This is a genomic window from Streptomyces alfalfae (assembly GCF_004127445.1).
In the GTDB taxonomy this organism is placed as follows: domain Bacteria; phylum Actinomycetota; class Actinomycetes; order Streptomycetales; family Streptomycetaceae; genus Streptomyces; species Streptomyces alfalfae.
This window is the reverse complement of record NZ_QEXM01000042.1, coordinates 260667-282778: the sequence shown is the minus strand read 5'-3', so window position 1 is coordinate 282778 and position 22112 is coordinate 260667. Positions and strand designations below refer to the sequence as shown.

Below are 22112 nucleotides of genomic sequence, written 5' to 3'. Positions count from 1 at the left end.
ATGTGCGTGCTCGCCATCTTGGCCTTGGCGCCCGGCCACCTGCGCGGGCCTACGCGGAACCACTGTGCTGCGCTCGCACATACCCCCACGTCCCCTCCCGCCGTCCCACGCCCGCCCCAACATGGGGGCTCGCCGTGCCCCTACCCGCGCCTTCCGCCGAAGCGGGACGGAACCCGCGCACCCCAGGGAGCCGAAACCCGCCCCTGCGTCGCCTCATCCGCCGCGGTGAACGGGCGGGTGGGGCAGAGGCATCCGTCGCGAAGCGGCGGGTCTGTGGGGCCTAACGGAGCCCGCCTTATCCCACCCCGGCGAGCTAGCCCCGCCCCTCCGTCGCCTCATCCGCCGCGGTGAACGGGCAGGCGGGTCGGAGGCATCCGTCGCGAAGCGGCGGGTCTGTGGTCCTGCGGGGCGGGGCGGGGCCTCGGGGGGGGCAGGGGTCGCCGCCCGGCTGCGGTGGGGTCTCGCCTCGGAGGCTTCCGGGGGCGTGACGCACCCCGGGGCGCCCCCGCCAGACCCGGTCACGGGCCCGGCCAGAGGCCCGCCTCCGAGAGGCCCAGGAGGGTGATCGCGTTGCCGCGCACGATGCGGGAGACCACCTCGGGATCGAGGTGACCCATCTGGGCCTCGCCGACCTCCCGGGACTTCGGCCACGTGGAGTCCGAGTGCGGGTAGTCCGTCTCGTACAACACGTTCCCGACCCCGATGGAATCCAGGTTCCGCAGCCCGAAGGCGTCGTCGAAGAAGCACCCGTGGACATGCGAGGCGAACAGCTCCGACGGCGGCCGGTGCACCTTGTCCGCGACCCCGCCCCAGCCCCGGTTCTCCTCCCACACCACGTCCGCCCGCTCCAGGATGTAGGGAATCCACCCGATCTGCCCCTCGGCATACATGATCTTCAGCCCCGGGAACCGTTCGAACTTGCCGCTCATCAGCCAGTCCACCATCGAGAAGCAGCAGTTCGCGAAGGTGATCGTGGAGCCGACGGCCGGCGGCGCGTCCGCCGACGTGGACGGCATCCTGCTGGACGAGCCGATGTGCATGGCGATGACCGTCCCCGTCTCGTCGCACGCCGCGAGGAAGGGGTCCCACGCGTCGGTGTGGATGGACGGCAGTCCCAGATGCGGGGGAATCTCGGAGAAGGCGACCGCCCGCACCCCGCGCGCGGCGTTGCGCCGCACCTCGGCGGCGGCCAGCTCCGCGTCCCACAGCGGGATGAGGGTCAGCGGGATGAGGCGGCCCCCCGCATCGGGCCCGCACCACTCCTCGACCATCCAGTCGTTGTACGCGCGCACCCCCAGCAGTCCCAGCTCGCGGTCCCGGGCCTCGGTGAAGGTCTGGCCGCAGAAGCGCGGGAAGGTGGGGAAGCAGACGGCGGACTGGACGTGGTTGACGTCCATGTCGGCGAGCCGGTCGGGCACGCTGAAGGACCCCGGCCGCATCTGCTCGTAGGTGATGACCTCCAGCTTGATCTCGTCCCTGCCGTACCCGACGGCCGTGTCGAGCCGGGTCAGCGGGCGGTGCAGGTCCTCGTACACCCACCAGTCCCCGATGGGCCCTTCGTCCCCTTTCTCCCCCATGACCGGAGCGAACTTCCCGCCGAGGAACGTCATTTCTTTCAGGGGCGCGCGGACGACTCGGGGGCCGATGTCGCGGTACTTCGACGGGAGCCGGTCCCGCCAGACGTGCGGAGGTTCGACCGTGTGGTCGTCCACCGAGATGATCTTCGGGAAGGTCTCCGAGCTCTCCATGGTCTCCATACGTCCAAGGTAGCGCCCATCTGACGCCCCGTCAGCTCCCCGGGCGCGGCCCGCAGGACCACCCGTACGAGGAGCCGAAACCCGTACCGGAACCGCTACCGGAGTCACTTCCCGAACCGGCACACGACCGGTGTCCCGCCGGCAACTCCGTGCGAGGACCCTGTGAGAGCCGTCTCCCACGGCTGACGCATCCGCCGCGGACAAGGCAAACTGGCGGGTGCGAGAAACCGAGGTACGGCTGAGGCGGGCCCGGCGCGCCGCCTTGGCCCCACCGAGGCGACCTCATAACGGCAAGACCGCGGGACGGGCAGCCCGCGACCGGCAGGACTGGGAACGGCAGGGCGGCAGGGGGAGCGATGGTCGATGTACCGCGAGTACCGGAGCAGTGGCGTCCGGCCTCGGGGGACGCCCCCGAGGAGCGGGCCGAGGGGCACCCCGAGGTCCAGGCGTCACGTTTCAGCGTGCTCGGACCGGTGCGCGCATGGCACGGTGAGGAACAGCTTCCGACCGGTTCTCCGCAGCAGCGGGCCCTCCTCGCGGCCCTCCTGCTCCGCGAGGGCCGCACGGCCACGGCCTCGGAGCTGATCGACGCCCTCTGGGGCGAGGAACCACCTTCGCAGGCACTGGCGGCGGTACGCACGTATGCCTCGCGGCTGCGCAAGGTGTTGCCCGCCGGCGTTCTCGTCAGCGAATCCGGGGGCTACTCCGTCCAGGTCGCGGACGGCGCTCTCGACCTCGCCGCGGCGGAGGACCTGTGGGCGGCGGCGGAGAAGTCCCGCGGCGCGGGCGACCTGTGCCAGGCCCGCACCCTGGTCAACCGGGCGCTCGCCCTGTGGCACGGCGAACCCCTGGCCGGCGTGCCGGGCCCCTACGCCGACACCCAGCGCACCCGCCTGGAGGAGTGGCGACTGCAACTGATCGAGACCCGCCTCGACATGGACCTGGAGCAGGGCTGCCATGCGGAGGCCGTGTCGGAGCTGACGGCCCTCACGGCCGCCCACCCCTTGCGCGAGCGCCTGCGCGAACTGCTGATGCTGGCCCTGTACCGCAGCGGCAGGCAGGCCGAGGCCCTCGCCGTCTACGCGGACACGCGCCGCCTCCTCGCCGACGAACTCGGCGTGGACCCGAGGCCGGGTCTCAAGGAGCTCCAGCAGCGCATCCTCCAGGCCGACCCGGCCCTGGCGGAACCGTCCGCGGCCGCCGCCGAACCGGCCACGGCCGTCGTGCGCCCGGCCCAGCTCCCCGCGACCGTCCCCGACTTCACCGGACGGGCCTCCTTCGTCGACGAGCTGAGCGACATCCTCTCCTCCGCCGAGGGGCGGGTCATGGCGGTCTCGGCCCTGGCGGGCATCGGCGGCGTCGGCAAGACGACCCTCGCCGTGCACGTCGCGCACGTGGCCCGCGCGCACTTCCCCGACGGCCAGCTGTACGTGGACCTCCAGGGCGCGGGCGCGCGCGCCGCGGAGCCGGAGACGGTCCTCGGGGCCTTCCTGCGCGCCCTCGGCACCCCGGACTCGGCCGTCCCCGACTCCCTGGAGGAGCGGGCGGCCCTCTACAGATCCGTCCTCGACGGCCGAAGGGTCCTCGTCCTCCTCGACAACGCCCGCGACGCCGCCCAGGTACGCCCCCTCCTGCCCGGCATGGAGGGCTGCGCGGCCCTGGTGACCAGCCGCGTCCGCATGGTCGACCTCGCGGGCGCGCACCTCGTCGACCTGGACGTGATGTCCCCCGAGGAGGCCCTGCTCCTGTTCACCCGCATCGTCGGCGAGGAGCGGGTCACCTCCGAGCGCAAGGCCGCCCTCGACACCGTCGCGGCCTGCGGCTTCCTGCCCCTGGCCATCCGCATCGCGGCCTCCCGCCTGGCGGCCCGCCGCACCTGGACGGTCTCGACGCTCGCGGTGAAGCTGGCGGACGAACGCCGCCGCCTGGACGAACTCCAGGCCGGCGACCTCGCGGTCAAGGCCACCTTCGAACTCGGCTACGGCCAGCTGGAGCCCGCCCAGGCCCGCGCCTTCCGCCTGCTGGGCCTCGCGGACGGCCCCGATCTGTCCCTGGCGGCCGCCGCGGCCATCCTCGACCTCCCGCCCGAGGAGGCCGAGGACCTGCTGGAGGCCCTGGTCGACACGTCCCTCATCGAATCCGCCGCCCCCGGCCGCTACCGCTACCACGACCTGGTCCGGCTCTACGCGCGTGCCTGCGCCGACCGCGACGAACAGCCCCCGAGCGAACGCGAGGCGGCGATGTCCCGCCTCCTCGACTTCTACCTGGCCTCGGCGGCGCGGGTCTACGCGATAGAGCGCCCCGGCGACCGCACGGTCGATCACCTGGAGGTCACCGCGCGGGCCGGCCTCGACTTCAGCGACAGCACCGCCGCCTTCGACTGGCTGCACACGGAGGCCGCCTGCATCCTGGCCTGCGTCCAGCAGTCGCTGGGCAGCGACGGTCTGCGGCGGGCGGTGGACCTGCTCCTCGCGTCGAAGGACCTCGCGGAATCGGGCGCGATCTCCTACCGGTACGAGATCGCCACGCGTTCGGCGTGCGAGGCGGCGGCCACGGCGCGGGACTCCCTCGCCGAGGGACGGGCCCGGGTGACCCTGGCGCAGGTGCTCAACAAGGTCGGCCGATTCGAGGACGCCGCCGCCGAGCTGGAGCTCGCCACGGTGCTCGCCGCGGACTCGGGGGACCCCTGGGCCACCGGCAACGCTCTCAACGAACAGGGCATCATCAACAACTGCATCAGCCGGCCCGCGGTGAGCGAGGGCCATCTGCGCGAGGCGATCGACGTCTTCCGCGCCGACGGCAACCGCCACAGCGAGGCCAGTGCCCTGTGCAACCTGTCCCGGGCCCTTCTGGCGATGGGCAGCACCAGCACCTCGATCGACCTGGCTCAGCAGGGGATCGCCATATACACCGACCTGGGGGTGACGTTCCGCCTGGCCAACGCGAAGTACGCCCTCGGGCTGGCCCTCAGCGACGCGGGCCGGCACTCCGAGGCCCTCGACCAGTTGAACGACGCGGTGCAGATCTTCGCCGAGAACCGGCAGCGGCTGTGGCAGGGGACCACCCACTACCGCGTCGCCGAGGTGTACCTCGCGGACGGGCAGGCCGCGCAGGCGGCCCTGCACGCCGAGCAGGCGCTCGCCATCGGCTGCGTCGGTGGCGAGTGGATGCGGGCCAACGTCCTGATGCTCCTCGGGAAGACGCTGGTCGGCCTTGGCCAGCTGGACCGGGCGAGGGCCTGCTGGCGTGAGGCCCTCGCCATCCACGAGGAATCAGGCGCTCCGGAAGCGGTCCAGGTCAGGAATCTCCTCGACCCGTCGACGGCCTGAACTCCGCCCCGGCGGCGTTCATCGAACGTTTATGAGCAGCTGCCACTCTCATGGAGTCGATCCGTCGCATCGGGGGGCAGGCGGGTCGCAGGGGCCCTACGGATAAGGTGAGCGGCCCATCACGCCCGCTCGGCGGTACTCGGGGGAGTTGCCGAGCGGGCGTACCCCGGCAGACGCAAGCACACCGCCTGGACCCGAGGAGTTGTCACACATGAGCGAGATCGACAAGAACACCGGCATCACCACCATGGGTGAGGGCCACACGCCCGCCCCGCCCAAGGACGGAGCCGTCACCACGCAGGGCGAGGGCCACACGCCGGCCCCGCCCAAGGACGGAGCCGTCACCACGCTGGGCGAGGGCCACACGCCCGCCCCGCCCAAGGACTGACGAGCCTTACATCCCGACGGGGGATCGATCGGCCGCGGCGGCGCGGAGGGGGAGCCGTCGCGGCCGACGCATGTCCGGGTGGCGCGCAACTGCCGCGCCACGCCCGGCACTTAACGGAATCGAACGTTCAGCTGACCCGTCATTAGGGTCATGTGGCATCACCCATCCACCCCTCCCCAGGAGCCGTCATGAAACGCACCCAGAAGATATGCACCACCGTCGCCATGGTGGCGCTCGCCGTGGGCGCCTCCGCGCTTCCGGCCGTCGCCGGCAGCCACGCCCCGGCTCCCCCGTGGGACGGTCACACCCCGGTGGCGCCGCTGGGGGACAGCCACGCACCCACCACCCCGCTGGGTGACGGCCACACCCCGGTTCCCCCTCAGCGCTGACGGCTCGGCTCGCCGGGCCGCCACCGGCTCGCACCACCCCCCGCCCGTCGGAGCACATCCGCACCGGGTTCAGCCCGCGCCCCTCCTCCGCGTACGCGGCGACGGCGTCCGGCGGGCGGCTCCGGCGGGGTCGGACCGTCCAGCCGGCTGCACAGAAGTTCCGGCCCGCAGCGCCCAGCGGCTCAGCAGCACCCCGCCGCCGCCAGGGCCCGCAACGGCTCCCCCGGCCCGCACGCCCCCTGTGCTTCCCCCATGCGTCCCATGCCCCCAGGCTGCCGCAGATCGGCCGGTCGCGGGGAACCCTGTGGACAACCCGGACAAGGCCCGGGACGCGGCAAGGAACGGAGGTGCGAACGGCCCGGAGCGCGGTGGTTCGGGTGACATCGTGCGACCGTTGCGGAGTGGGACCAGCGGTTGCCGCCATGGTCGCCGTTCTCCGTGGCAGAGTCGTCCGCATGGTCACCTCACCACGCGACCGGCACCCACGTCATGCCGCCGCCTGCGCCCTCCTTCTCGGCGCCCTCCTCCTGCCCCTCACCGGCTGCGGTGACGAAGGGCGTCCCGGCTCGGCCGTCGGCACCAGCGACGACGTGCCGCCCAGCAAGCCGTCCCCCGCCACGGCCTCCCCCGGCGCCTCCCCCTACGTGGAACCCGGAGTCGTCGACGGAGCCCCGCACAACCGCGAGAACAACGCCTACCGCCGCCCCGGCGAGATGTCCGCCGCCGACGAGAAGGCCGCCGAGGGCGAGGCCGCCCGTATCCGGCCCGTCCTGAAGCGGCTCTGGGAGCGGAAGGAGTGGGACCCCGACAGCGTGCGCGCCGAGCTCACCGGCAAGCTCGGGTACGAGGCCCGGAGGACGAGCGGCGCGGGCAGGCCGCTCGGCGGCACGCTGGAGGTGCGGGAGATGTACGGGCGGTACGAGGAGAAGCGGTACGTGACCCCGGAGGGAGCCCTCATCGGTCTGCACGTGGGGGACGGCGCGTGCGTCACCGGCTTCATCCAGAAGACGAACTACGAGGTCAAGACGGGCGGGCGGTTCATGGAGTCCGGCTGCATGGAACCGCTCACCGGCCACTGACCCGGCCCCCGGCAGCCATGGCCCTCCCGCAGACGGCCCGGACCGCCCCGGCCAGCCCCGGAATTGCCGTGGACAGCCGCCACCCCGGCAGTCGATAGTGCCGCCCATGACCTCTCTCGTGCGCCACCTCACGTTCGACTGCCACGACGCCTACCGTCAGGGCACCTTCTGGGCCGAGGTGCTCGGCGGTTCGATCACCGACGACGACCGGCCCGGTGACCCCGAAGCGCTGGTCGAGGCGGACGGGATATCGCTGCTCTTCGTGACCGTGCCGGACGCCAAGACCGTCAAGAACCGCGTGCACGTCGACCTCCAGCCGCAGGACCGCACCCGCGACGAGGAGGTGGAGCGGCTGCTCACGCTCGGGGCCAAGGTCCACGACGACCAGCGGCGGCCCGACGGCCGCGGCTGGGTCACGCTCACCGACCCGGAGGGCAACGAGTTCTGCGTGGAGCGCAGCGCCGCCGAGCGCGAGGCCTTCGTCGAGGCCGCCGGCGCCTGAGCACGCGGCCCGGACGCGGAGGCCGCCGCACAGCGCCTCAGCGCCCCGCCCGCAGCTCCCCCTTCACCACCTTGCCGCTCGCGTTCCTCGGGAGTCCGGCGACGAACTCGACGGCCCTCGGCACCTTGTAGTTCGCCATCTCCCGCCGCGCCCAGGCGATCAGGTCGTCCGCCGTCACCGCCGCGCCGGGGCGGCGCACGACGTACGCCCTGCCGACCTCGCCCAGCCGCGCGTCGGGCACGCCGATCACGGCGACGTCCGCCACGTCGGGGTGGAGGCCGAGCAGCTGCTCTATCTCGGCGGGGTAGGCGTTGAAGCCGCCGACGATGAACATGTCCTTGATGCGGTCGGTGATGCGGAGGTTGCCGTCCTCGTCGAGGACTCCCACGTCGCCGGTGCGCAGCCAGCCGTCCGGGGTGAGGGCGCGGGCGGTCTCCTCGGGGTCCTCGAAGTAGCCGCGCATGACGTGGTGGCCGCGGACCAGGACCTCGCCGGGCCGGCCGGGTGGAAGCGGCTCGCCCCGGGCGGAGACCACCCGTACCTCCGTGCCGGGGATGGCCCGGCCCGAGGTCCGCGCGATGACGTCGGCCGGGTCGCCGCGGCGGCACATCGTCACGATGCCGCTCGCCTCGGAGAGCCCGTACGCGGTGAGGACCGTGTCCACCCGCAGCTCCCCGCGGAGCCGCTCGACGAGCCGGAGCGGCACCACCGCCGCGCCCGTCACCACGAGCCGCAGCGCGGAGAGGTCGTGCCGGCCGCGCGACGGGTGGTCGAGGATCGACTGGTGCAGGGTGGGCGGGCCCGGCAGGACGGAGACGCGTTCGGCGGCGACGTTCGCGAGGACGGTGTCCACGTCGAAGACCGGCTGCGGGATCATCGTCGCGCCGCGTGTGAGGCAGGCGATGACGCCGGCCTTGTAGCCGAAGGTGTGGAAGAACGGGTTCACGATCAGGTAGCGGTCGCCCGCGCGGAGCCCGGCCAGCTCGCTCCAGACGTCGTAGCAGCGCAGGGTCTGGGCGTGGCTGATGACGGCGCCCTTGGGACGCCCCGTCGTGCCGGAGGTGAAGATGATGTCCGAGGGCGCCGAGCCGTCGACCGCCGCCGCGCGGGCACGGACCGCCGCCGCGTCCACCGGGTCGCCGCTCGCCAGGAACTCCTTCCAGGTGCGGAAGTCCTCCGGGGCGTCGTCCGAGAGCACCACCACCTGCTCCAGGTGGGGCAGGCCGGGCAGGGGGCCCGCTCCCGGCCCCTCGGCCGCCGCGCGGCGCAGCGACGCCACGTACGACGTGCCGAGGAAGGCGCCGGTGACGAAGAGGAGCTTGGCGCGGCTGCGGGCGAGGACGTAGGCGGCCTCCGTCCCCTTGAAGCGGGTGTTCAGCGGCACGAGGACGCCGCCCGCCGAGACCGCGCCGAGCGCGGAGACGATCCAGTCGAGGGTGTTCGGGGCCCAGACGGCGACGCGGTCGCCGGGCCCGACGCCGTTCGCCAGGCACGCCGCGGCGGCCCGCTCCACGCGGGCGCCCAGTTCGCCGTACGAGACGCGGGTGCGCCCCTCGACGACCGCCTCGCGGTCGCCGTACCGCTCGGCGGCGGCCCGCACCAGTCCCGGGACGCTGCCCCACTCCAGGTCGCCGCGCATCGCAAGCCTCCGCTCCCCCGAGCTCCCGCGCACTTCGGAGCAAGGGACGCACCGTTGCTGACTACCCGTCAGATTAACGCTAACCTGACGCACTGTCAGCAGACGAGATGGATCTCGCGGAGGTGCCGCCGCCCATGGCCTCACTCAAGGACGCCACAGCGATAGCCGGGATCGGCCGGACCCCCTTCGCCAAACGCCTGGCGGAACCCGAGAAGACGCTGGCCTGCCGCGCCATCCTCGCCGCGCTCGACGACGCCGGCATCGCACCCTCCGAGGTCGACGCCTTCGCCTCGTACACGATGGAGGAGACCGACGAGGTCGAGGTCGCCAAGGCCATCGGCGCCGGAGACGTCACCTTCTTCAGCAAGGTCGGCTACGGCGGCGGCGGTTCCTGCGCGACCGTCGCCCACCTCGCCGCCGCCATCGCCACCGGACAGGCGAGCGTCGGCGTCGCCTGGCGCTCCCGCAAGCGCGGCAGCGGCCCCCGCCCCTGGACGAACACCGCCGTCCAGCTCCCGACCCCCGCCCAGTGGACGCGGCCCTTCGGCCTGCTGCGCCCCGCCGACGAGATCGCGATGCTGACGCGCCGCTACATGCACGAGTACGGCGTGACCCGCGACCACCTCTTCAACGTCGCCCTCGCCTGCCGCAACCGGGCCAACCAGAACCCGGCCGCGATGATGTACGAGCGCCCCCTGACCCGCGACATGTACATGAACTCGCGCTGGATCAGCGAACCGCTCTGCCTTTTCGACAACTGCCTGGAGACCGACGGGGCGCTGGCCTGCGTCGTCGTCTCCGCCGAGCGGGCGCGCGACTGCCGCAGCAGGCCCGTGTACGTCCACTCGGCCGCGCAGGGCCTGCCCGCGCAGCACCACGGAATGGTCAACTACTGGAACGACGACCCGCTCTCCGGGCCCTCCTGGACGGCCGCCCGCCAGCTCTGGAAACAGGCCGACTTCGGCCCGCAGGACGTGGACGTCGCGCAGATCTACGACGCGTTCACCCCGCTCATCCCGCTCTCCCTGGAGGGCTACGGCTTCTGCGGCCGGGGCGAGGGCGGCGCCTTCACCGAGGGCGGCGCCCTGGAGAGCGGCGGCCGCCTCCCCCTCAACACGGGCGGCGGCGGCCTCAGCGAGGCCTACGTCCACGGCTTCAACCTCATCACGGAGGGCGTCCAGCAGCTCAGGGGCACGAGCACGGCCCAGGTCCCGGACGCGTCCACCTGCCTGGTGACGGCGGGCGAGGGGGTCCCCACATCGGCCCTGCTGCTCCGGGCCGATTAGGGGCGCGGGGCTGTGTCCATACGCGGCTCCGCCGCGTGGCGCGAACAACCACAACAGACCCGGCACCCGGCAAAGGACAGGACATGGCAGACGCGACACCGCCACCAGAGCCCCTGCTACGCCCCACGGTCGACGAGGACGGCGCCCCCTTCTGGGACTACGCCGCCCGAGGCGAACTGCGCGTCCAGGCCTGCGCGGCCTGCGCCGCGCTCCGCTGGCCGCCCAGGCCCTGCTGCCCCCACTGCCGGTCCTTCGACACCGAGTGGCGGAGGATGAGCGGCCGCGGCCGCATCTGGTCGTACGTCTTCCCGCATCCGCCCCTGCTGCCCGCCTACGCCGCGCAGGCCCCGTACAACGCCGTCGTCGTCGAGCTCGCCGAGGCCCCCCGCGTCCGTCTGGCCGGCAACCTCGTCGCCGCCCCCGACGCCCCACTGGACTCCGTCGCCCCGGAGCGGCTGCGCATCGGCGTGAAGGTGCAGGTCGTCTTCGCGGACGTGGACGGGATGGCCGTGCCCCGCTGGATGCTGGAGCGGCCGTGACGGGGGGCGGCGCGCTGCGCACCAGTGTGGACGCCGGGACGGGGGTGGCCGTGCTGACCCTCGACCGTCCGGAGCGGCACAACGCGATCGACCTGGAGACGGCGGCGCAGCTCACGCGCGCGTGGCGGACGTTCCGCCACGACGACTCCGTGCGGGCGGTGGTGGTGACCGGCGCGGGCGACCGGGCGTTCTGCACGGGGATCGACCGCTCGGTGGAGGTGCCGCAGCCCTCCTCCCCGTACACGGTGGACGATCCGCTCGCCGCGATCGGCCCGAAGGCGAACGACCTCTGGAAGCCGGTGATCGCCGCCGTCAACGGCATGGCGTGCGGCGGCGCTTTCTACCTCCTCGGCGAGGCGGAGTTCCTGATCGCCGCGGAGGACGCGACGTTCTTCGACCCGCACACCACGTACGGGATGGTCAGCGCGTACGAGTCGATGTACATGGCGCGCCGCATGCCGTACGGGGAGGCCGCCCGGATGGCGCTGATGGGGGCCGCCGAGCGGATTTCCGCGCGGCGGGCGTACGAGGTGGGTCTCGTCTCGGAGGTCACCCCGCCCGGCGGGGCGCGCGCGGCGGCCGTGCGCGCCGCCGAGACCATCGCCTCCTGCCCCACCCAGGCGGTGCAGGGGACGGTCCGGTCGCTGTGGACGACGCGGGAGTCCTCCCTGGCCGCCTCCCTCGCCCAGGCGCCGCACCTGGTCACGCTGGGCAACGCGCCGCAGGAGCGGCAGGCGGAGCTGTTCGGCGGGCGGCGGGGCGGGGACCACCGGGTGCGGTGACTTTCCCGCCCACCCGGCAGGTCAGGAGCGCCCTGCGCCTCCGCCGGCCGCTGTCCCGGTGCCCCGCTCCGCGTCCAGCGCGTACACGCAGCGGTCCTTGCTGCACGCGTACACCACGCCGTCCCTGACGACGGGCGCGCCGGTGATCTCGCCGCCCGTGGCCAGCTTCCAGCGGAGGCGGCCGTCGTCGGCCTTCAGGGTGTAGAGGAGGTGGTCGGTGGAGCCGAAGTGGATGCGGCGGTCGGCGACCACGGGGGCGCCGACGACTTCGCCGCCCGCCTGGAAGCGCCACTTCGGGGTGCCGGTCACCGCGTCCAGGGTGTAGAGCCCCTTGCCGCTGCCCACGTGCACATGGCCGTCGGCGACGAGGACGGGCTCGACGGAGGAGCGGGCCTCGGTGGCGATGCGCCAGCGGTCGCGCCCGTCGGTGGCGTCGAGCGCGTACACCGTGCCGAGGTAGTCGGCGAGGTAGACGCCGCCGCCCGTGACGGCGGGGCCGGGGGCGAAGGCGGGCGGGCAGAGGAAGGCGGCGGGCGCCTCGAAGTGCCAGCGCACGTGCCCGGCGGCCACGTCGATGGCGAGCACGCGGGTGCCGGCGGCCACGTACGCGTAACCGTCCTGCGCCTGGGTGACCCGGACCGGCACACCGCCGCAGGAGGCGGCGTCGCCCACGGGATAGGACCAGCGCTCCTCACCGGTCCTGGCCTCCAGGGCGCGCAGCCGGGCGTCCTTCCAGACGTACACCGTGCCGTCGAAGACGGCGGGCCCGGCCTCGGGCGTCTCGAAGTCGGTCTGGGCCCCGGTGATCTCCCAGAGCTTCTCGCCGTTGGCGGCCTCCCAGGCCTGGACGCCGCCGCCCCGGGTGCCGGTGACGACCGTGCCGCGGGCGGCCTGGAGCGAGTACACCCAGGCATCGGTCGGCAGCCGCCACAGGTCGGTGCCCTCGGCGCCGTCGAGGGCGTAGAGCGTGGGCCCGTCGGAGGCGTGGATGCGGCCGTCGGCGACCGCCATGGACCAGGCGACGTCCCGCGTCTTGAAGCTGCGGCGGCCGGTGCCGACGTCGAGGGCGTGCACCTCGAAGGAGGTGACGTAGACGAGGTTCCCCGCGACGGCGGGTGTGCCCCAGACGTCGTTGGACATCCGGAAGCGCCACGGCCGCCACGCCGTGCCCGCGGCGTCCGGCGCGGGCGCGGGTGCGGGCACGGCGGGCGCGACGCCGTTCGTCGCGGCCTTCGGTCCGGAGGTCCGCGTCCAGGAGGCGGCGAGCCCGGAGTCACCCGGCCCGATGGACGGGCGCGCGGTGACCCGCGGCCCCGGGCCGATCGGCACCTTCGCGCCGGGGAGCCGCACGGGGCCGCCGTCGGGCGAGGGCACGACCGGCGGCCGGGACGGCGCGGGCGGCGGCTGCTGCGGGGGTGGCGGCGCGATGACGGAGGCGGCGGGCGCGGCGGCCCGGCCGGTGCTGCGGCCCGCGGCGGCCGGGACCCTGGCCGGCGGCCTGCCGCCCCTGCGGGCCTCGATCAGCTCGACGGCCCGCTCGGGCAGCCAGGCGGAGGCGGTGCCGCTGTCGTCGTTGCCCGCGCTCTCGGAGGCGAAGAGGTGCGGGGCGAGCTGAGCCTGGAGGTCGGCGGGCGACGGCCGTCTGGTGGCGTCCATCTGCATGCAGGACTCGATCAGCGGACGGAGGTCGTCCGGGAGTCCTTCCAGGTCGGGGCCCTCACGCAGGAGCATGAAGACCGTCTCGACGGGGTTGGCGCCGTGGAAGGGCGCATGCCCGGTCGCGGCGAAGACCAGGGTCGAGCCGAGCGAGAAGACGTCGCTGGCCCCGGTGACGCTGCGGGAGTCCTTGGCCTGCTCGGGCGACATGTACGCGGGCGTGCCGACGGCGACGTTGGTCATGGTCAGCCGGGTGTTGGAGACGCCGGACGCGATGCCGAAGTCGATGACGCGCGGCCCGTCCTCGACGACGAGGACATTGGACGGCTTGAGGTCACGGTGGACGAGCCCGGCGCCGTGGATGGACTCCAGCGCCTCGGCCACGCCCGCCGCCAGCCACCGCACCGCCTGGGTGGGCAGCGGCCCGTGTTCATTCACTATCTCTTCGAGCGAGGGCGCGGGCACATACGCCGTGGCGAGCCAGGGCACGGCGGCGCGCGGGTCGGCGTCCACGACGGCGGCCGTGTAGAAACCGGACACCGCGCGCGCGGCCTCGACCTCGCGCGTGAAGCGGACGCGGAACAGCTGGTCCTCGGCGAGCTCGGTCCGCACCGTCTTGATCGCCACGCGTCGGCCCGACGCCGAGCGCGCCAGATAGACCAGGCCCATGCCACCGGCGCCCAGCCTGCCGAGGACCTCGAACGGGCCGATCCGCCTCGGATCGTGCTGCGTCAGCTGATCCACCACTTGCCCTGCCACCTCCCCGTACGCGGCCACCGAAACGGGCGGCCCCGTGCAGCGTCTCACCACCGAGCCTCTCCGGCGGCACGCACCCTGATTCTTCCTGCCCGAGGCGGCCGTGGCGAACCCGGGGCGTGATCGGGGTGTCTCGGGACAAACCGCGCCGGGGCCGCCCCCGGACGGCGCGGTCAGTCCTGGAGGACCGCGAAAACGGCGCCCTGGTTGTCCCTGATGACAGACATTCGTCCGTACGGGATGTCGGTGGGCGGCATGAGGGCGCGACCGCCGAGCCGGGTGGCCGCCCCGGTCGTGGCGTCGGCGTCGGCGACCGTGAAGTAGACGAGGAAGTGCGGAGGCATCTCGGGGGTGCTGTAACCGTCGGCGGACCGCGCGCCGACGGCGTCGGCGGCGGGGAAGAGCTGGCGCCCGCCGACGGCCGTGTCGGGGCCCGGCTCCGACCCGGCGGGCGACCAGGTCCGGAAGGCGACGCCGGACAGGTCGAGGTCGTGACCCCGGTAGCCGAAGACGCCCTCGTAGAAGGGGTCGACCCGGTCCTTGTCGCGGGAGTACACCTCGGTCCAGCAGAACGCCCCGGGCGCCTGCGTCAGGCCGAAGCCGCGGTGCGTGCCGGCCTGCCAGAGCCCGAAGACGGCGCCCTCGGGGTCGGCGGCGAGCCCCATCGTGCCGAAGGGCCCCACGGTCATGACCTCCGTGACCATGGAGCCGCCCGCCGCCTTGATCCGCCCGGCGAGCGCGGCGGCGTCGGGGGTGGCGAGGTAGACCGTCCATACGGTGGGCATGCGGCCGTCGGCCTTGGGCGCGAGGGCGGCGACGGCCCGCCCGTCGACGTACGCCTGGGTGTAGTGGCCGTACTCCGGCCCCGCCCCCTCGTCGAAGGTCCACCCGAACAGCTCTCCGTAGAACCGCTTGCCGCCCTCGACGTCGGGGAGCATCGCGTCGGCCCAGCACGGCACGCCCTCCGCGTATTCGTCCCCCGTGTCCCGCTCCGCGTAGTCCATGCCAGCCAAGCTAGCGGCGGTCCGCCGGACGCGCAGCACAACAATTCGAACGTGTGATCAATTCCTACGAGACCCTCCCGCACCCCGCTCCCGCGCCCCAACCCCATTTGCACTCGGCCGAATCGCGCTCCGATCACCCGTCGGTAAGCTGACGGCATGACAGGACAGGTACGGACCGTCGACGGCCGCGTGGCCGGTCGGCGCGGTCAGGCGACGCGCCAGAAGCTGCTCGACTGCCTCGGCGACATGCTCAGCTCCTCGCCCTACCGGGACGTCAAAGTCATCGACGTCGCCCGGAAGGCGGGGACTTCACCCGCGACCTTCTACCAGTACTTCCCGGACGTCGAGGGCGCCGTGCTGGAGATCGCGGAGCAAATGGCCGCCGAGGGGGCCGAATTGACCCGGCTCCTCGAAGGCCGGTCGTGGGTCGGCAAGGCGGGCTGGCAGACCTCCCAGGAGCTGGTCGACGGCTTCATGGAGTTCTGGCGCAAGAACGACGCGATCCTCCGGGTCGTCGACCTGGGCGCCGCCGAGGGCGACAAGCGCTTCTACAAGATCCGGATGAAGATCCTCAATTCGGTCAACAACTCCCTTACGGACACCGTCAAGGAGCTCCAGGCCAAGGGCAAGGTCGACAAGGACATCAGCCCGGCCGCCATGGCGGGCTCCATCGTCGCGATGCTCGCCGCGGTCGCCTCGCACCAGCGCGGCTTCCAGACCTGGGGCGTCAAGCAGGCGGAACTGAAGCCCAACCTCGCGACGCTGGTGCATCTGGGCGTGACGGGCAAGAAGCCGGCCAAGTAGTCCAGAACGCATCTCGGCTCGCCGCACTGACCCGGCTCGCCCGTGACCGGCCCCCGCGGGCCCGGCCGGCGCTCACTGCCCGCGCCACCCCCTCCTCTTCTGTCATCCCGGCGGCGGATCACCCAGGTGATCCGCCGCCGCGGTTTTCGCCCCCTCCCGGGGCCGTGGCTCACCGGGCGCGCCGCTCCAGGTGGAACAGCCGTATCTCCCGGTCCACCCGCGCCTGGTACGCCGCGTACGGCGGCCAGAACGCCAGCGCGGCCTCCCAGGCCGCCGCCCTCTCCTCCCCCGTGAGCAGCCGCGCCCGCACCGCGATGTCCTCGCCGCGCCAGTTGATCTCCGCGTCCGGGTGGGCCAGGAGGTTCGCCGTCCACGCGGGGTGGCGGGGACGCCCGAAGTTGGACCCGACGAGGACCCAGCCGCCGGACGCCCCGTCGGGCATGCAGGCCAGCGGCGTACGCCTCGGCAGTCCGCTCCTCGCGCCGCGCACGGTCAGGATCACGCCGGGCAGCATCTGGGCGCTGAGCAGCACTCTCCCGCGCGTGAGGCGGTGCACCGCGCGGTCGAGCGCGGGGATGACGTGAGGCGCGGCCTTCGCGAAGGCCCGGGTCGACGACACCTTCCGCGCCAGGCGGACCCGGGGCGGCATCAGCGGGCCTCCCCCGCCGCCAGAGCGCCGTCCGCTTCGGTCGCCGCCGCCGCGAAGAGCCCGGCCCTCTCGGCCGCGCGGGCCCGCAGCCGGTGCACGGGCCCGAAGAGGAGGTCGTCCCCGGCGGCCCGCTTGACGTACAGGTGCGCGTCGTGCTCCCAGGTGAAGCCGGTCCCGCCGTGCAGCTGCACCGCCTCGGAGGCGGCGGCCCGCAGCGCTTCGAGCCCCTGCGCGAGGGCGAGACCACCGGACCGCTCGGCCGCCGCCCCGCCGCTCTCCGCGGCCCCGGCGGCCCAGGCCGCGTAGTAGGCGGCCGAGCGCGCCGCCTGCACCTGTACGTACACATCGGCGAGGCGGTGCTTGACCGCCTGGAAGGACCCGATCGGCCGCCCGAACTGCTCGCGCCGCCGCACATGCTCCAAGGTCCGCTCCAGGGCGCGGTCCGCGGCCCCCACGGCCTCCGCGGCGAGCACGGCGGCGGCCACGTCGCCGACGTCTTCGAGCGCGGCCGGCACCCGGGAGGCGTCGTCCGGTCCGAGCAATTCGGCCTCCGTGTCGCGCAGTTCGACCCGCGCCAGGGCGCGGGTCTCGTCGAGCGCCGTCTGCCGCGTCCGCACCATGCCGCGCGCCCCCTCCCGCACGAGGAAGAGGAGGGTACGGGAGCGGGCGAAGCCGCCGGTGTGCGCGGCCACGACCAGCAGCTTCGCGCTGTGCCCTGCGAGCACCCGCTCGGCCTGCCCGTACAGCCGCCAGGCCCCGTCGACGGGCCTCGCCTGGACGCCGCCCGCGCGTCCGCCGCCCGCCCAGTCGCCGCCGTTGTCCCCGACGAGGGCGAGCGCGGTGGCGAGCCCGGCCCCCGGGACGGCCAGGGCCGCGGTCAGCCCGCCGTCCGCGACGCGGGACAGGATCCCGGCGCGCTGCCGCCCGGTGCCGAGCGCGAGGACCAGCGGGGCGGCGAGGACCGCGGTGGCCAGGAGCGGGGAGGGGACGAGGGCGCGGCCCAGTTCCTCGCAGCCGAGCGCCAGCTCCGTGGCGGTACAGCCGACGCCCCCGTACGCCTCCGGCAGCGCGAGCCCCGGCAGCCCGAGCCGTCCGGCGAGGGCGGACCAGAGGGCGGAGTCATGGCCCGCCGGGGTGCGCGCGGCGGCCTTGACGTCGTCGGGGCCGCAGCGCTTGGCGACCAGTTCGCGAAGGGTGCGGCGGATCTCGTCCTGTTCCGCGCTGAAGGCGGCGTCCATCGGCAGACTCCTCCCCCGGGCCCGTGGGACGGGGCCGGACCTGACGAGGCGTCATGTTAGGACCGCGGGTGCGATATGCACAGGGCGGGGACGCCGTCCCGGCGCTCTCCCCCGCCTCCCATACCTGATGTACCGTCAGATTTATGTCTGCCGTCACCCGTTCCACGCCCCGCAAGGTCGCCGCCGTCGGGGTCGCGCTGTCGGACTGCGGCCGGGTCGACGAGGCCACGCCCTACGCCCTCCACGCCCAGGCGGCCCGCCGCGCGCTCGCCGACTCGGGGCTCGGCCGGGACGTGATCGACGGCATCGCCTCGGCGGGCCTCGGCGCGCTGGCCCCCGTCGAGGTCGCCGAGTACCTGGGGCTCCGGCCCCGCTGGGTGGACTCCACCTCGGTGGGCGGCGCGACCTGGGAGGTCATGGCCGCGCACGCGGCGGAGGCGATAGCGGCGGGGCGGGCCGACGCCGTCCTGCTCGTGTACGGGTCGACCGCGCGCGCCGACATCAGGGCGGGGCGGCGCACCTCGAACCTCTCCTACGGCGCACGCGGCCCCCTCCAGTTCGAGGCCCCCTACGGGCACTCCCTGATCGCCAAGTACGCGATGGCCGCGCGCCGCCACATGCACGAGTACGGCACGACCCTCGAACAGCTCGCCTCGGTCGCCGTCCAGGCGCGGGCCAACGCGGCGGCCAACCCCGACGCGATGTACCGCGAACCGGTCACGGTGGACGAGGTGCTCGCGGGCCCGATGATCGCGGACCCCTTCACCAAGCTGCACTGCTGCATACGCTCCGACGGCGGCTGCGCGGTCCTCCTCGCCGCCGAGGAGTACGTGACCGACTGCGCGTCGCTGCCGGTGTGGGTCCTCGGCGCGGGCGAGCACGTCTCGCACGCGGCGATGTCGCAGTGGGAGGACTTCACGGTCTCCCCGGCGGCGGTCAGCGGGCGCCTCGCCTTCGAACGGGCCGGGGTGCGGCCCGCGGACATCGACCTCGCGGAGATCTACGACGCGTTCACCTATATGACGCTGGTGACGCTCGAAGACCTCGGTTTCTGCGGCAAGGGCGAGGGCGGCGCCTTCGTCGAGAAGGGGCGGCTGCTGCGGGACGGCGGGCTCCCGACCAACACCGACGGCGGCGGCCTCTCGGCCCAGCATCCCGGGATGCGGGGCCTGTTCCTGCTGGTGGAGGCGGTACGGCAGCTGCGCGGCCAGGCCGGCGAGCGCCAGGTCCACCGCCGTGACGGCAGCCTGCCGGAACTGGCGGTGGCCTCGGGCACGGGCGGATGGTTCTGCTCCTCGGGGACGGTGGTGCTGGGGCGGGGGTGAGGTCCGGCTCGGCGGCCGGGGGGTGCCGCACGGCGGCGGCCGGGCGGGGTGCCGCACAGCGGCGGCCGGCGGGGTGCCGGGCGGCGGCGGCCGGGCGGGGTGCCGCACAGCGGCGGCCGGGCGGCGGGACACAATCGGCGTATGACGACTTCCGAGCCGGGCCGCGTCGCCCCGACCGCGTTCCAGAAGCTGCTGCGGGCCCAGCGGGTCTGGGACGTCGAGCTGCCGGTCTTCGATCCGGCCCGGGCTCCCGCCGCCCCGCTGCCCCTCTTCCACCAGTGGTTCGCCGAGGCGGTGGCCGCCGGGCAGACCGAGCCGCACACCATGGGCCTGGCGACCGTGACCGAGGACGGCGGCCCCGACGTGCGGACCGTGATGCTGCACGACGCCGACGGCCATGGCTGGCACTTCGCCTCGCACGCGAGCAGCGCCAAGGGCCGCCAGCTCGCCGCCCGCCCGGAGGCCGCCCTGCACTTCTACTGGCCCGCGCAGGGCCGGCAGATCCGGATCAGGGGCCGCGTCACGAGCGCCCCGCACGCCGAGAGCCTGGCCGATCTGCACGCCCGGTCGACGGGCGCGCTCGCGGCGGCGCTCGTCGGCCATCAAAGCGAAGTGCTCGACTCGTACGAGGAGTTGGAGCGCTCGTCGGACACGGCCTGGGCCCGCGCGCAGGCGGAGCCCGACGCGGACTCGCCGACGTGGACGCTGTACGTCCTCGACCCCGTGGAGGCCGAGTTCTTCCAGGGCGACGCCCGGCGCAGGCACGTCCGGCTCCGGTACCGCAGGGCCGCCGAGCGCGAGGCCTGGGAACGGGAGCTGCTCTGGCCGTGACGGTCCCGCACCGACGTCCGGCGCCGGTCCCTGCCCCGGTCCCGGCGCCGCCCCCTGCCCGCTCGGTCAGCGCGCGAAGTCGACCTGGACGAAGTCCCGTACGGGCCGGTAGCCGAGCCGCTGGTAGAGGCCGTTGCTCGTGGGGTTGGCGAGGTCGGTGAAGAGCAGGACCTCCGCCGCGCCCGCGTCGAGGGCGGCACGGGAGACCGCGGCCGTGACGGCGCCCGCGTAGCCGCGACCGCGCAGGCCGGCCGGAGTGTAGACGGGGGCGACACGGACCTGCCCCGCGGTGCGGCGGGTGACGCCGGCCATGGCGACCGGGGTGCCGTCGGGGGTCTCCCAGAGAGTGACGCCCCCATAGGCGATACGGGACTCCGCCCACTCCTCGGCAGCCATGGCGGGGCGCTCGCCGACCGCCTCGCCGAACTCGTCGTGCCAGCGCGCGAGCAGGGCCCGGTCGGCACCGGTGGCGACGCGCGCGGCCCCGGGCGGTGCGGGCTCGGGCGGGGCGAGGGTGCCGAGCCGGTACAGGCGCTGCTGGAGGCCGACGCTCGCGCCGGCTCCGGTCCGCTTCTCCCAGGCACTGGCGAAGATCTCCGCCGTGGCGCGGTCGGCGGCGACGCCGGGCAGGTCCGGGCTGACCTCGGCGAGCTGCCCGGCCAGGGCGAGGGCGGCCTCGGACGCCTCGGGGCCGAGGGCGTCCAGCGGGCTGAGGAGCGGCCGGTGGGGCGGGGTCCGCACGAAGGCGCCCCGGACGGCGCCGTCGGCTCCGGCGTACGTACCGAAGAGGGGTGCCCCGTCCCCGTACACCTGGAGCCCCCGCACGCGGAGGGTGTCGGTCACGCTGAGCAGGGCGGTGTGCAGGGCGGGTGCGGAGCGCAGGAACGCGCGGGCCTCGGCGAGGAAACCACCGAGGTCAGAGGTCAACCGCCAGCCGGCGGGGGTGCGGGGGCCGGCCACGGGGGCGCGGGGGCCAGAAACGGGGGCGCGGGGGCCGGAAGCGGGGGCCGGTGCGGGGTTCGAGGCCACTCCGGGGTCCGGGGCGGCCTCGGAGCGCGGGGACAGTTCAGGGTCCAGGGATGCGTCAGGGCCCGGGACGGCCTCGGAGCGCGGCGACGGTTCACGGCTCGGGGGTGTTCCGTGACTCCGGGGTGTTCCGTGACTCCGGGGTGTTTCGATGCTGGGGTCCATGCGCCATGTTCCCCCTCGCGCGGGCACCGGCGCCTTCGAATTTCCTCGCGCGGAGGTGAGGTTGGCGCGGGCCGGCGGGGTCAGCCCGCCGCCGGGCGGAACACCGCGACCGCCACCCCCTCCGCCGCCTCCCGGAACGTCACCTCCAGCGGCATCCCGATCCGCAGCGCGTTCTCCTCGCAGCCGACGACCTCCGTCATCATGCGCGGTCCCTCGGCGAGGTCGACGACGGCGGCGGTGTAGGGGACGCGGTCGCCGAAGGGAGGCAGGTCGTTGCGGTGCACCACCGACCAGGTGTAGAGCGTGGCCAGGCCGCTCGCCCGCTCCCAGGTGACGTCGTCGCTCCAGCAGCGGGGGCAGAACTCGCGGGGGTAGTGGTGCGCCGCGCCGCACGCCCCGCAGCGGCGGATCAGCAGCGTGCCCCCGGCCGCCGCGTCCCAGTAGGGGCGGGTGGCGGCGTCGGGCTCAGGGAGGTCGAAGCGCGCGGTCGCGCGCGGGTCCCCGGCCATCAGGAGAGCCCGAGGGCGTGGTCGCGGGGCCAGGGCTGCCGGGACATGGCGAGGATGACGTCAAGGAGCAGCCCGACGGCCAGGGCGACCGTGGTCAGGAAGCCGGCGATCAGGGCGAGATCGAGGCCGAGACCGAGGCCGAGACCGAGGGCGAGTCCGGCGTGGACTCCGACGTACGCCATGGTCCCGGGGCGCGGCGCGACGCCCGTGTCGAAGCCGCCGCGGACCACCGACCACCGGTGTCTCGCGGCCACGTCCGAGGCCCACTCGCCCCCCGCGCCCCGCTCGAACCGGCCTTTCCCGTCCTTGTGGCGCCAGCACTCCAACCAGAGACCGAGGCCGACGCGGAGCACGGCGAGCCGTTCACCCCCGGTGAGCCAGATCGCGTCCATGCGGCGGCCTCTCCCACGTCGGCTGGTCCCCCACGTTCCTGACGGTACGTCAGTTCAGCGCAACCAG

Annotated in this window: 20 protein-coding genes; 11 read left to right on the top strand and 9 right to left on the bottom strand. The window is 74.1% G+C overall.

The window, feature by feature from the left end:
- Positions 1-518: 518 nt before the first annotated feature.
- A complete protein-coding gene (locus tag DCW30_RS23010; protein WP_076685623.1) occupies positions 519-1748 on the bottom strand; it encodes an amidohydrolase family protein in 1230 nt (409 codons plus the stop codon).
- A 365-nt stretch (positions 1749-2113) separates the two neighbouring features.
- Between DCW30_RS23010 and afsR the strand changes: the two genes are divergently transcribed.
- The 5 genes from afsR (at position 2114) to DCW30_RS22985 (ending at position 7444) form a co-directional block, all read left to right on the top strand.
- Positions 2114-5086 (top strand): SARP-family global regulator AfsR, encoded by a 2973-nt coding sequence (afsR, locus tag DCW30_RS23005; RefSeq protein ID WP_076685622.1) that lies wholly within the window; start codon positions 2114-2116, stop codon positions 5084-5086.
- 211 nt (positions 5087-5297) lie between these two features.
- A complete protein-coding gene (locus DCW30_RS23000; RefSeq protein WP_103557461.1) occupies positions 5298-5474 on the top strand; it encodes a sigma-like protein in 177 nt (58 codons plus the stop codon).
- Positions 5475-5662: 188 nt separating this feature from the next.
- Positions 5663-5863 carry a hypothetical protein gene (locus tag DCW30_RS22995; protein ID WP_076685621.1) on the top strand — a complete coding sequence of 67 codons (201 nt, stop codon included), beginning with the start codon at positions 5663-5665 and terminating at the stop codon, positions 5861-5863.
- A 455-nt stretch (positions 5864-6318) separates the two neighbouring features.
- Positions 6319-6942 (top strand): hypothetical protein, encoded by a 624-nt coding sequence (locus DCW30_RS22990; protein WP_076689184.1) that lies wholly within the window; start codon positions 6319-6321, stop codon positions 6940-6942.
- Positions 6943-7048: 106 nt separating this feature from the next.
- A complete protein-coding gene (locus DCW30_RS22985; protein ID WP_062783629.1) occupies positions 7049-7444 on the top strand; it encodes a VOC family protein in 396 nt (131 codons plus the stop codon).
- Positions 7445-7481: 37 nt separating this feature from the next.
- Here DCW30_RS22985 and DCW30_RS22980 read toward each other — a convergent pair whose 3' ends face one another.
- Positions 7482-9083: a FadD3 family acyl-CoA ligase gene (locus DCW30_RS22980; RefSeq protein WP_076685620.1), complete on the bottom strand. Its 1602-nt coding sequence runs from the start codon at positions 9081-9083 to the stop codon at positions 7482-7484.
- Between the two features lie 134 nt (positions 9084-9217).
- Here DCW30_RS22980 and DCW30_RS22975 point away from each other — a divergent pair, with 134 nt between their 5' ends.
- From DCW30_RS22975 to DCW30_RS22965, 3 genes are all read left to right on the top strand, one after another.
- Positions 9218-10369 (top strand): lipid-transfer protein, encoded by a 1152-nt coding sequence (locus DCW30_RS22975; protein ID WP_076689182.1) that lies wholly within the window; start codon positions 9218-9220, stop codon positions 10367-10369.
- Positions 10370-10452: 83 nt separating this feature from the next.
- Positions 10453-10908: a Zn-ribbon domain-containing OB-fold protein gene (locus tag DCW30_RS22970; protein ID WP_076685619.1), complete on the top strand. Its 456-nt coding sequence runs from the start codon at positions 10453-10455 to the stop codon at positions 10906-10908.
- Positions 10905-11690 carry an enoyl-CoA hydratase/isomerase family protein gene (locus tag DCW30_RS22965; protein ID WP_232626733.1) on the top strand — a complete coding sequence of 262 codons (786 nt, stop codon included), beginning with the start codon at positions 10905-10907 and terminating at the stop codon, positions 11688-11690. The genes DCW30_RS22970 and DCW30_RS22965 overlap by 4 nt, the downstream gene beginning before the upstream one ends.
- 21 nt (positions 11691-11711) lie before the next feature.
- Here the strand turns inward: DCW30_RS22965 and afsK are convergent, their stop codons facing one another.
- Both afsK and DCW30_RS22955 read right to left on the bottom strand, forming a co-directional pair.
- The gene (afsK, locus tag DCW30_RS22960; protein WP_119271264.1) at positions 11712-14093 is read right to left on the bottom strand and encodes a protein serine/threonine kinase AfsK; all 2382 of its coding nucleotides are present in this window, start codon (positions 14091-14093) and stop codon (positions 11712-11714) included.
- Between the two features lie 182 nt (positions 14094-14275).
- A complete protein-coding gene (locus DCW30_RS22955; protein WP_076685618.1) occupies positions 14276-15106 on the bottom strand; it encodes a VOC family protein in 831 nt (276 codons plus the stop codon).
- Between the two features lie 156 nt (positions 15107-15262).
- On the opposite strand from DCW30_RS22955, the gene DCW30_RS22950 reads away from it, so the two are divergent.
- Positions 15263-15910 (top strand): TetR family transcriptional regulator, encoded by a 648-nt coding sequence (locus DCW30_RS22950; protein ID WP_076685617.1) that lies wholly within the window; start codon positions 15263-15265, stop codon positions 15908-15910.
- Between the two features lie 169 nt (positions 15911-16079).
- Here the strand turns inward: DCW30_RS22950 and DCW30_RS22945 are convergent, their stop codons facing one another.
- Positions 16080-16559, bottom strand: coding sequence for a nitroreductase family deazaflavin-dependent oxidoreductase (locus tag DCW30_RS22945; protein ID WP_076685616.1), 480 nt, complete (start codon positions 16557-16559; stop codon positions 16080-16082).
- Positions 16559-17797: an acyl-CoA dehydrogenase family protein gene (locus DCW30_RS22940; RefSeq protein ID WP_076685615.1), complete on the bottom strand. Its 1239-nt coding sequence runs from the start codon at positions 17795-17797 to the stop codon at positions 16559-16561. Before DCW30_RS22940 ends, DCW30_RS22945 begins: the two co-directional genes overlap by 1 nt.
- A gap of 143 nt (positions 17798-17940) precedes the next feature.
- On the opposite strand from DCW30_RS22940, the gene DCW30_RS22935 reads away from it, so the two are divergent.
- Together DCW30_RS22935 and DCW30_RS22930 are read left to right on the top strand one after the other, a co-directional pair.
- A complete protein-coding gene (locus tag DCW30_RS22935) occupies positions 17941-19122 on the top strand; it encodes a thiolase C-terminal domain-containing protein (RefSeq protein WP_076685614.1) in 1182 nt (393 codons plus the stop codon).
- A 141-nt stretch (positions 19123-19263) separates the two neighbouring features.
- Entirely contained in the window at positions 19264-19953 is a 690-nt protein-coding gene (locus tag DCW30_RS22930) for a pyridoxine/pyridoxamine 5'-phosphate oxidase (protein ID WP_076685613.1), read from the top strand.
- Positions 19954-20019: 66 nt separating this feature from the next.
- On the opposite strand, the gene DCW30_RS22925 is transcribed toward DCW30_RS22930, so the two are convergent.
- The 3 genes from DCW30_RS22925 to DCW30_RS22915 all read right to left on the bottom strand — a co-directional run bounded on the left by DCW30_RS22925 (position 20020) and on the right by DCW30_RS22915 (position 22045).
- Positions 20020-20880 (bottom strand): GNAT family N-acetyltransferase, encoded by an 861-nt coding sequence (locus tag DCW30_RS22925; protein WP_237283418.1) that lies wholly within the window; start codon positions 20878-20880, stop codon positions 20020-20022.
- 344 nt (positions 20881-21224) lie between these two features.
- The gene (locus DCW30_RS22920; RefSeq protein ID WP_076685611.1) at positions 21225-21653 is read right to left on the bottom strand and encodes a Zn-ribbon domain-containing OB-fold protein; all 429 of its coding nucleotides are present in this window, start codon (positions 21651-21653) and stop codon (positions 21225-21227) included.
- Positions 21653-22045: a hypothetical protein gene (locus tag DCW30_RS22915; RefSeq protein WP_076685610.1), complete on the bottom strand. Its 393-nt coding sequence runs from the start codon at positions 22043-22045 to the stop codon at positions 21653-21655. The genes DCW30_RS22920 and DCW30_RS22915 overlap by 1 nt, the downstream gene beginning before the upstream one ends.
- Between the last annotated feature and the right edge of the window lie 67 nt (positions 22046-22112).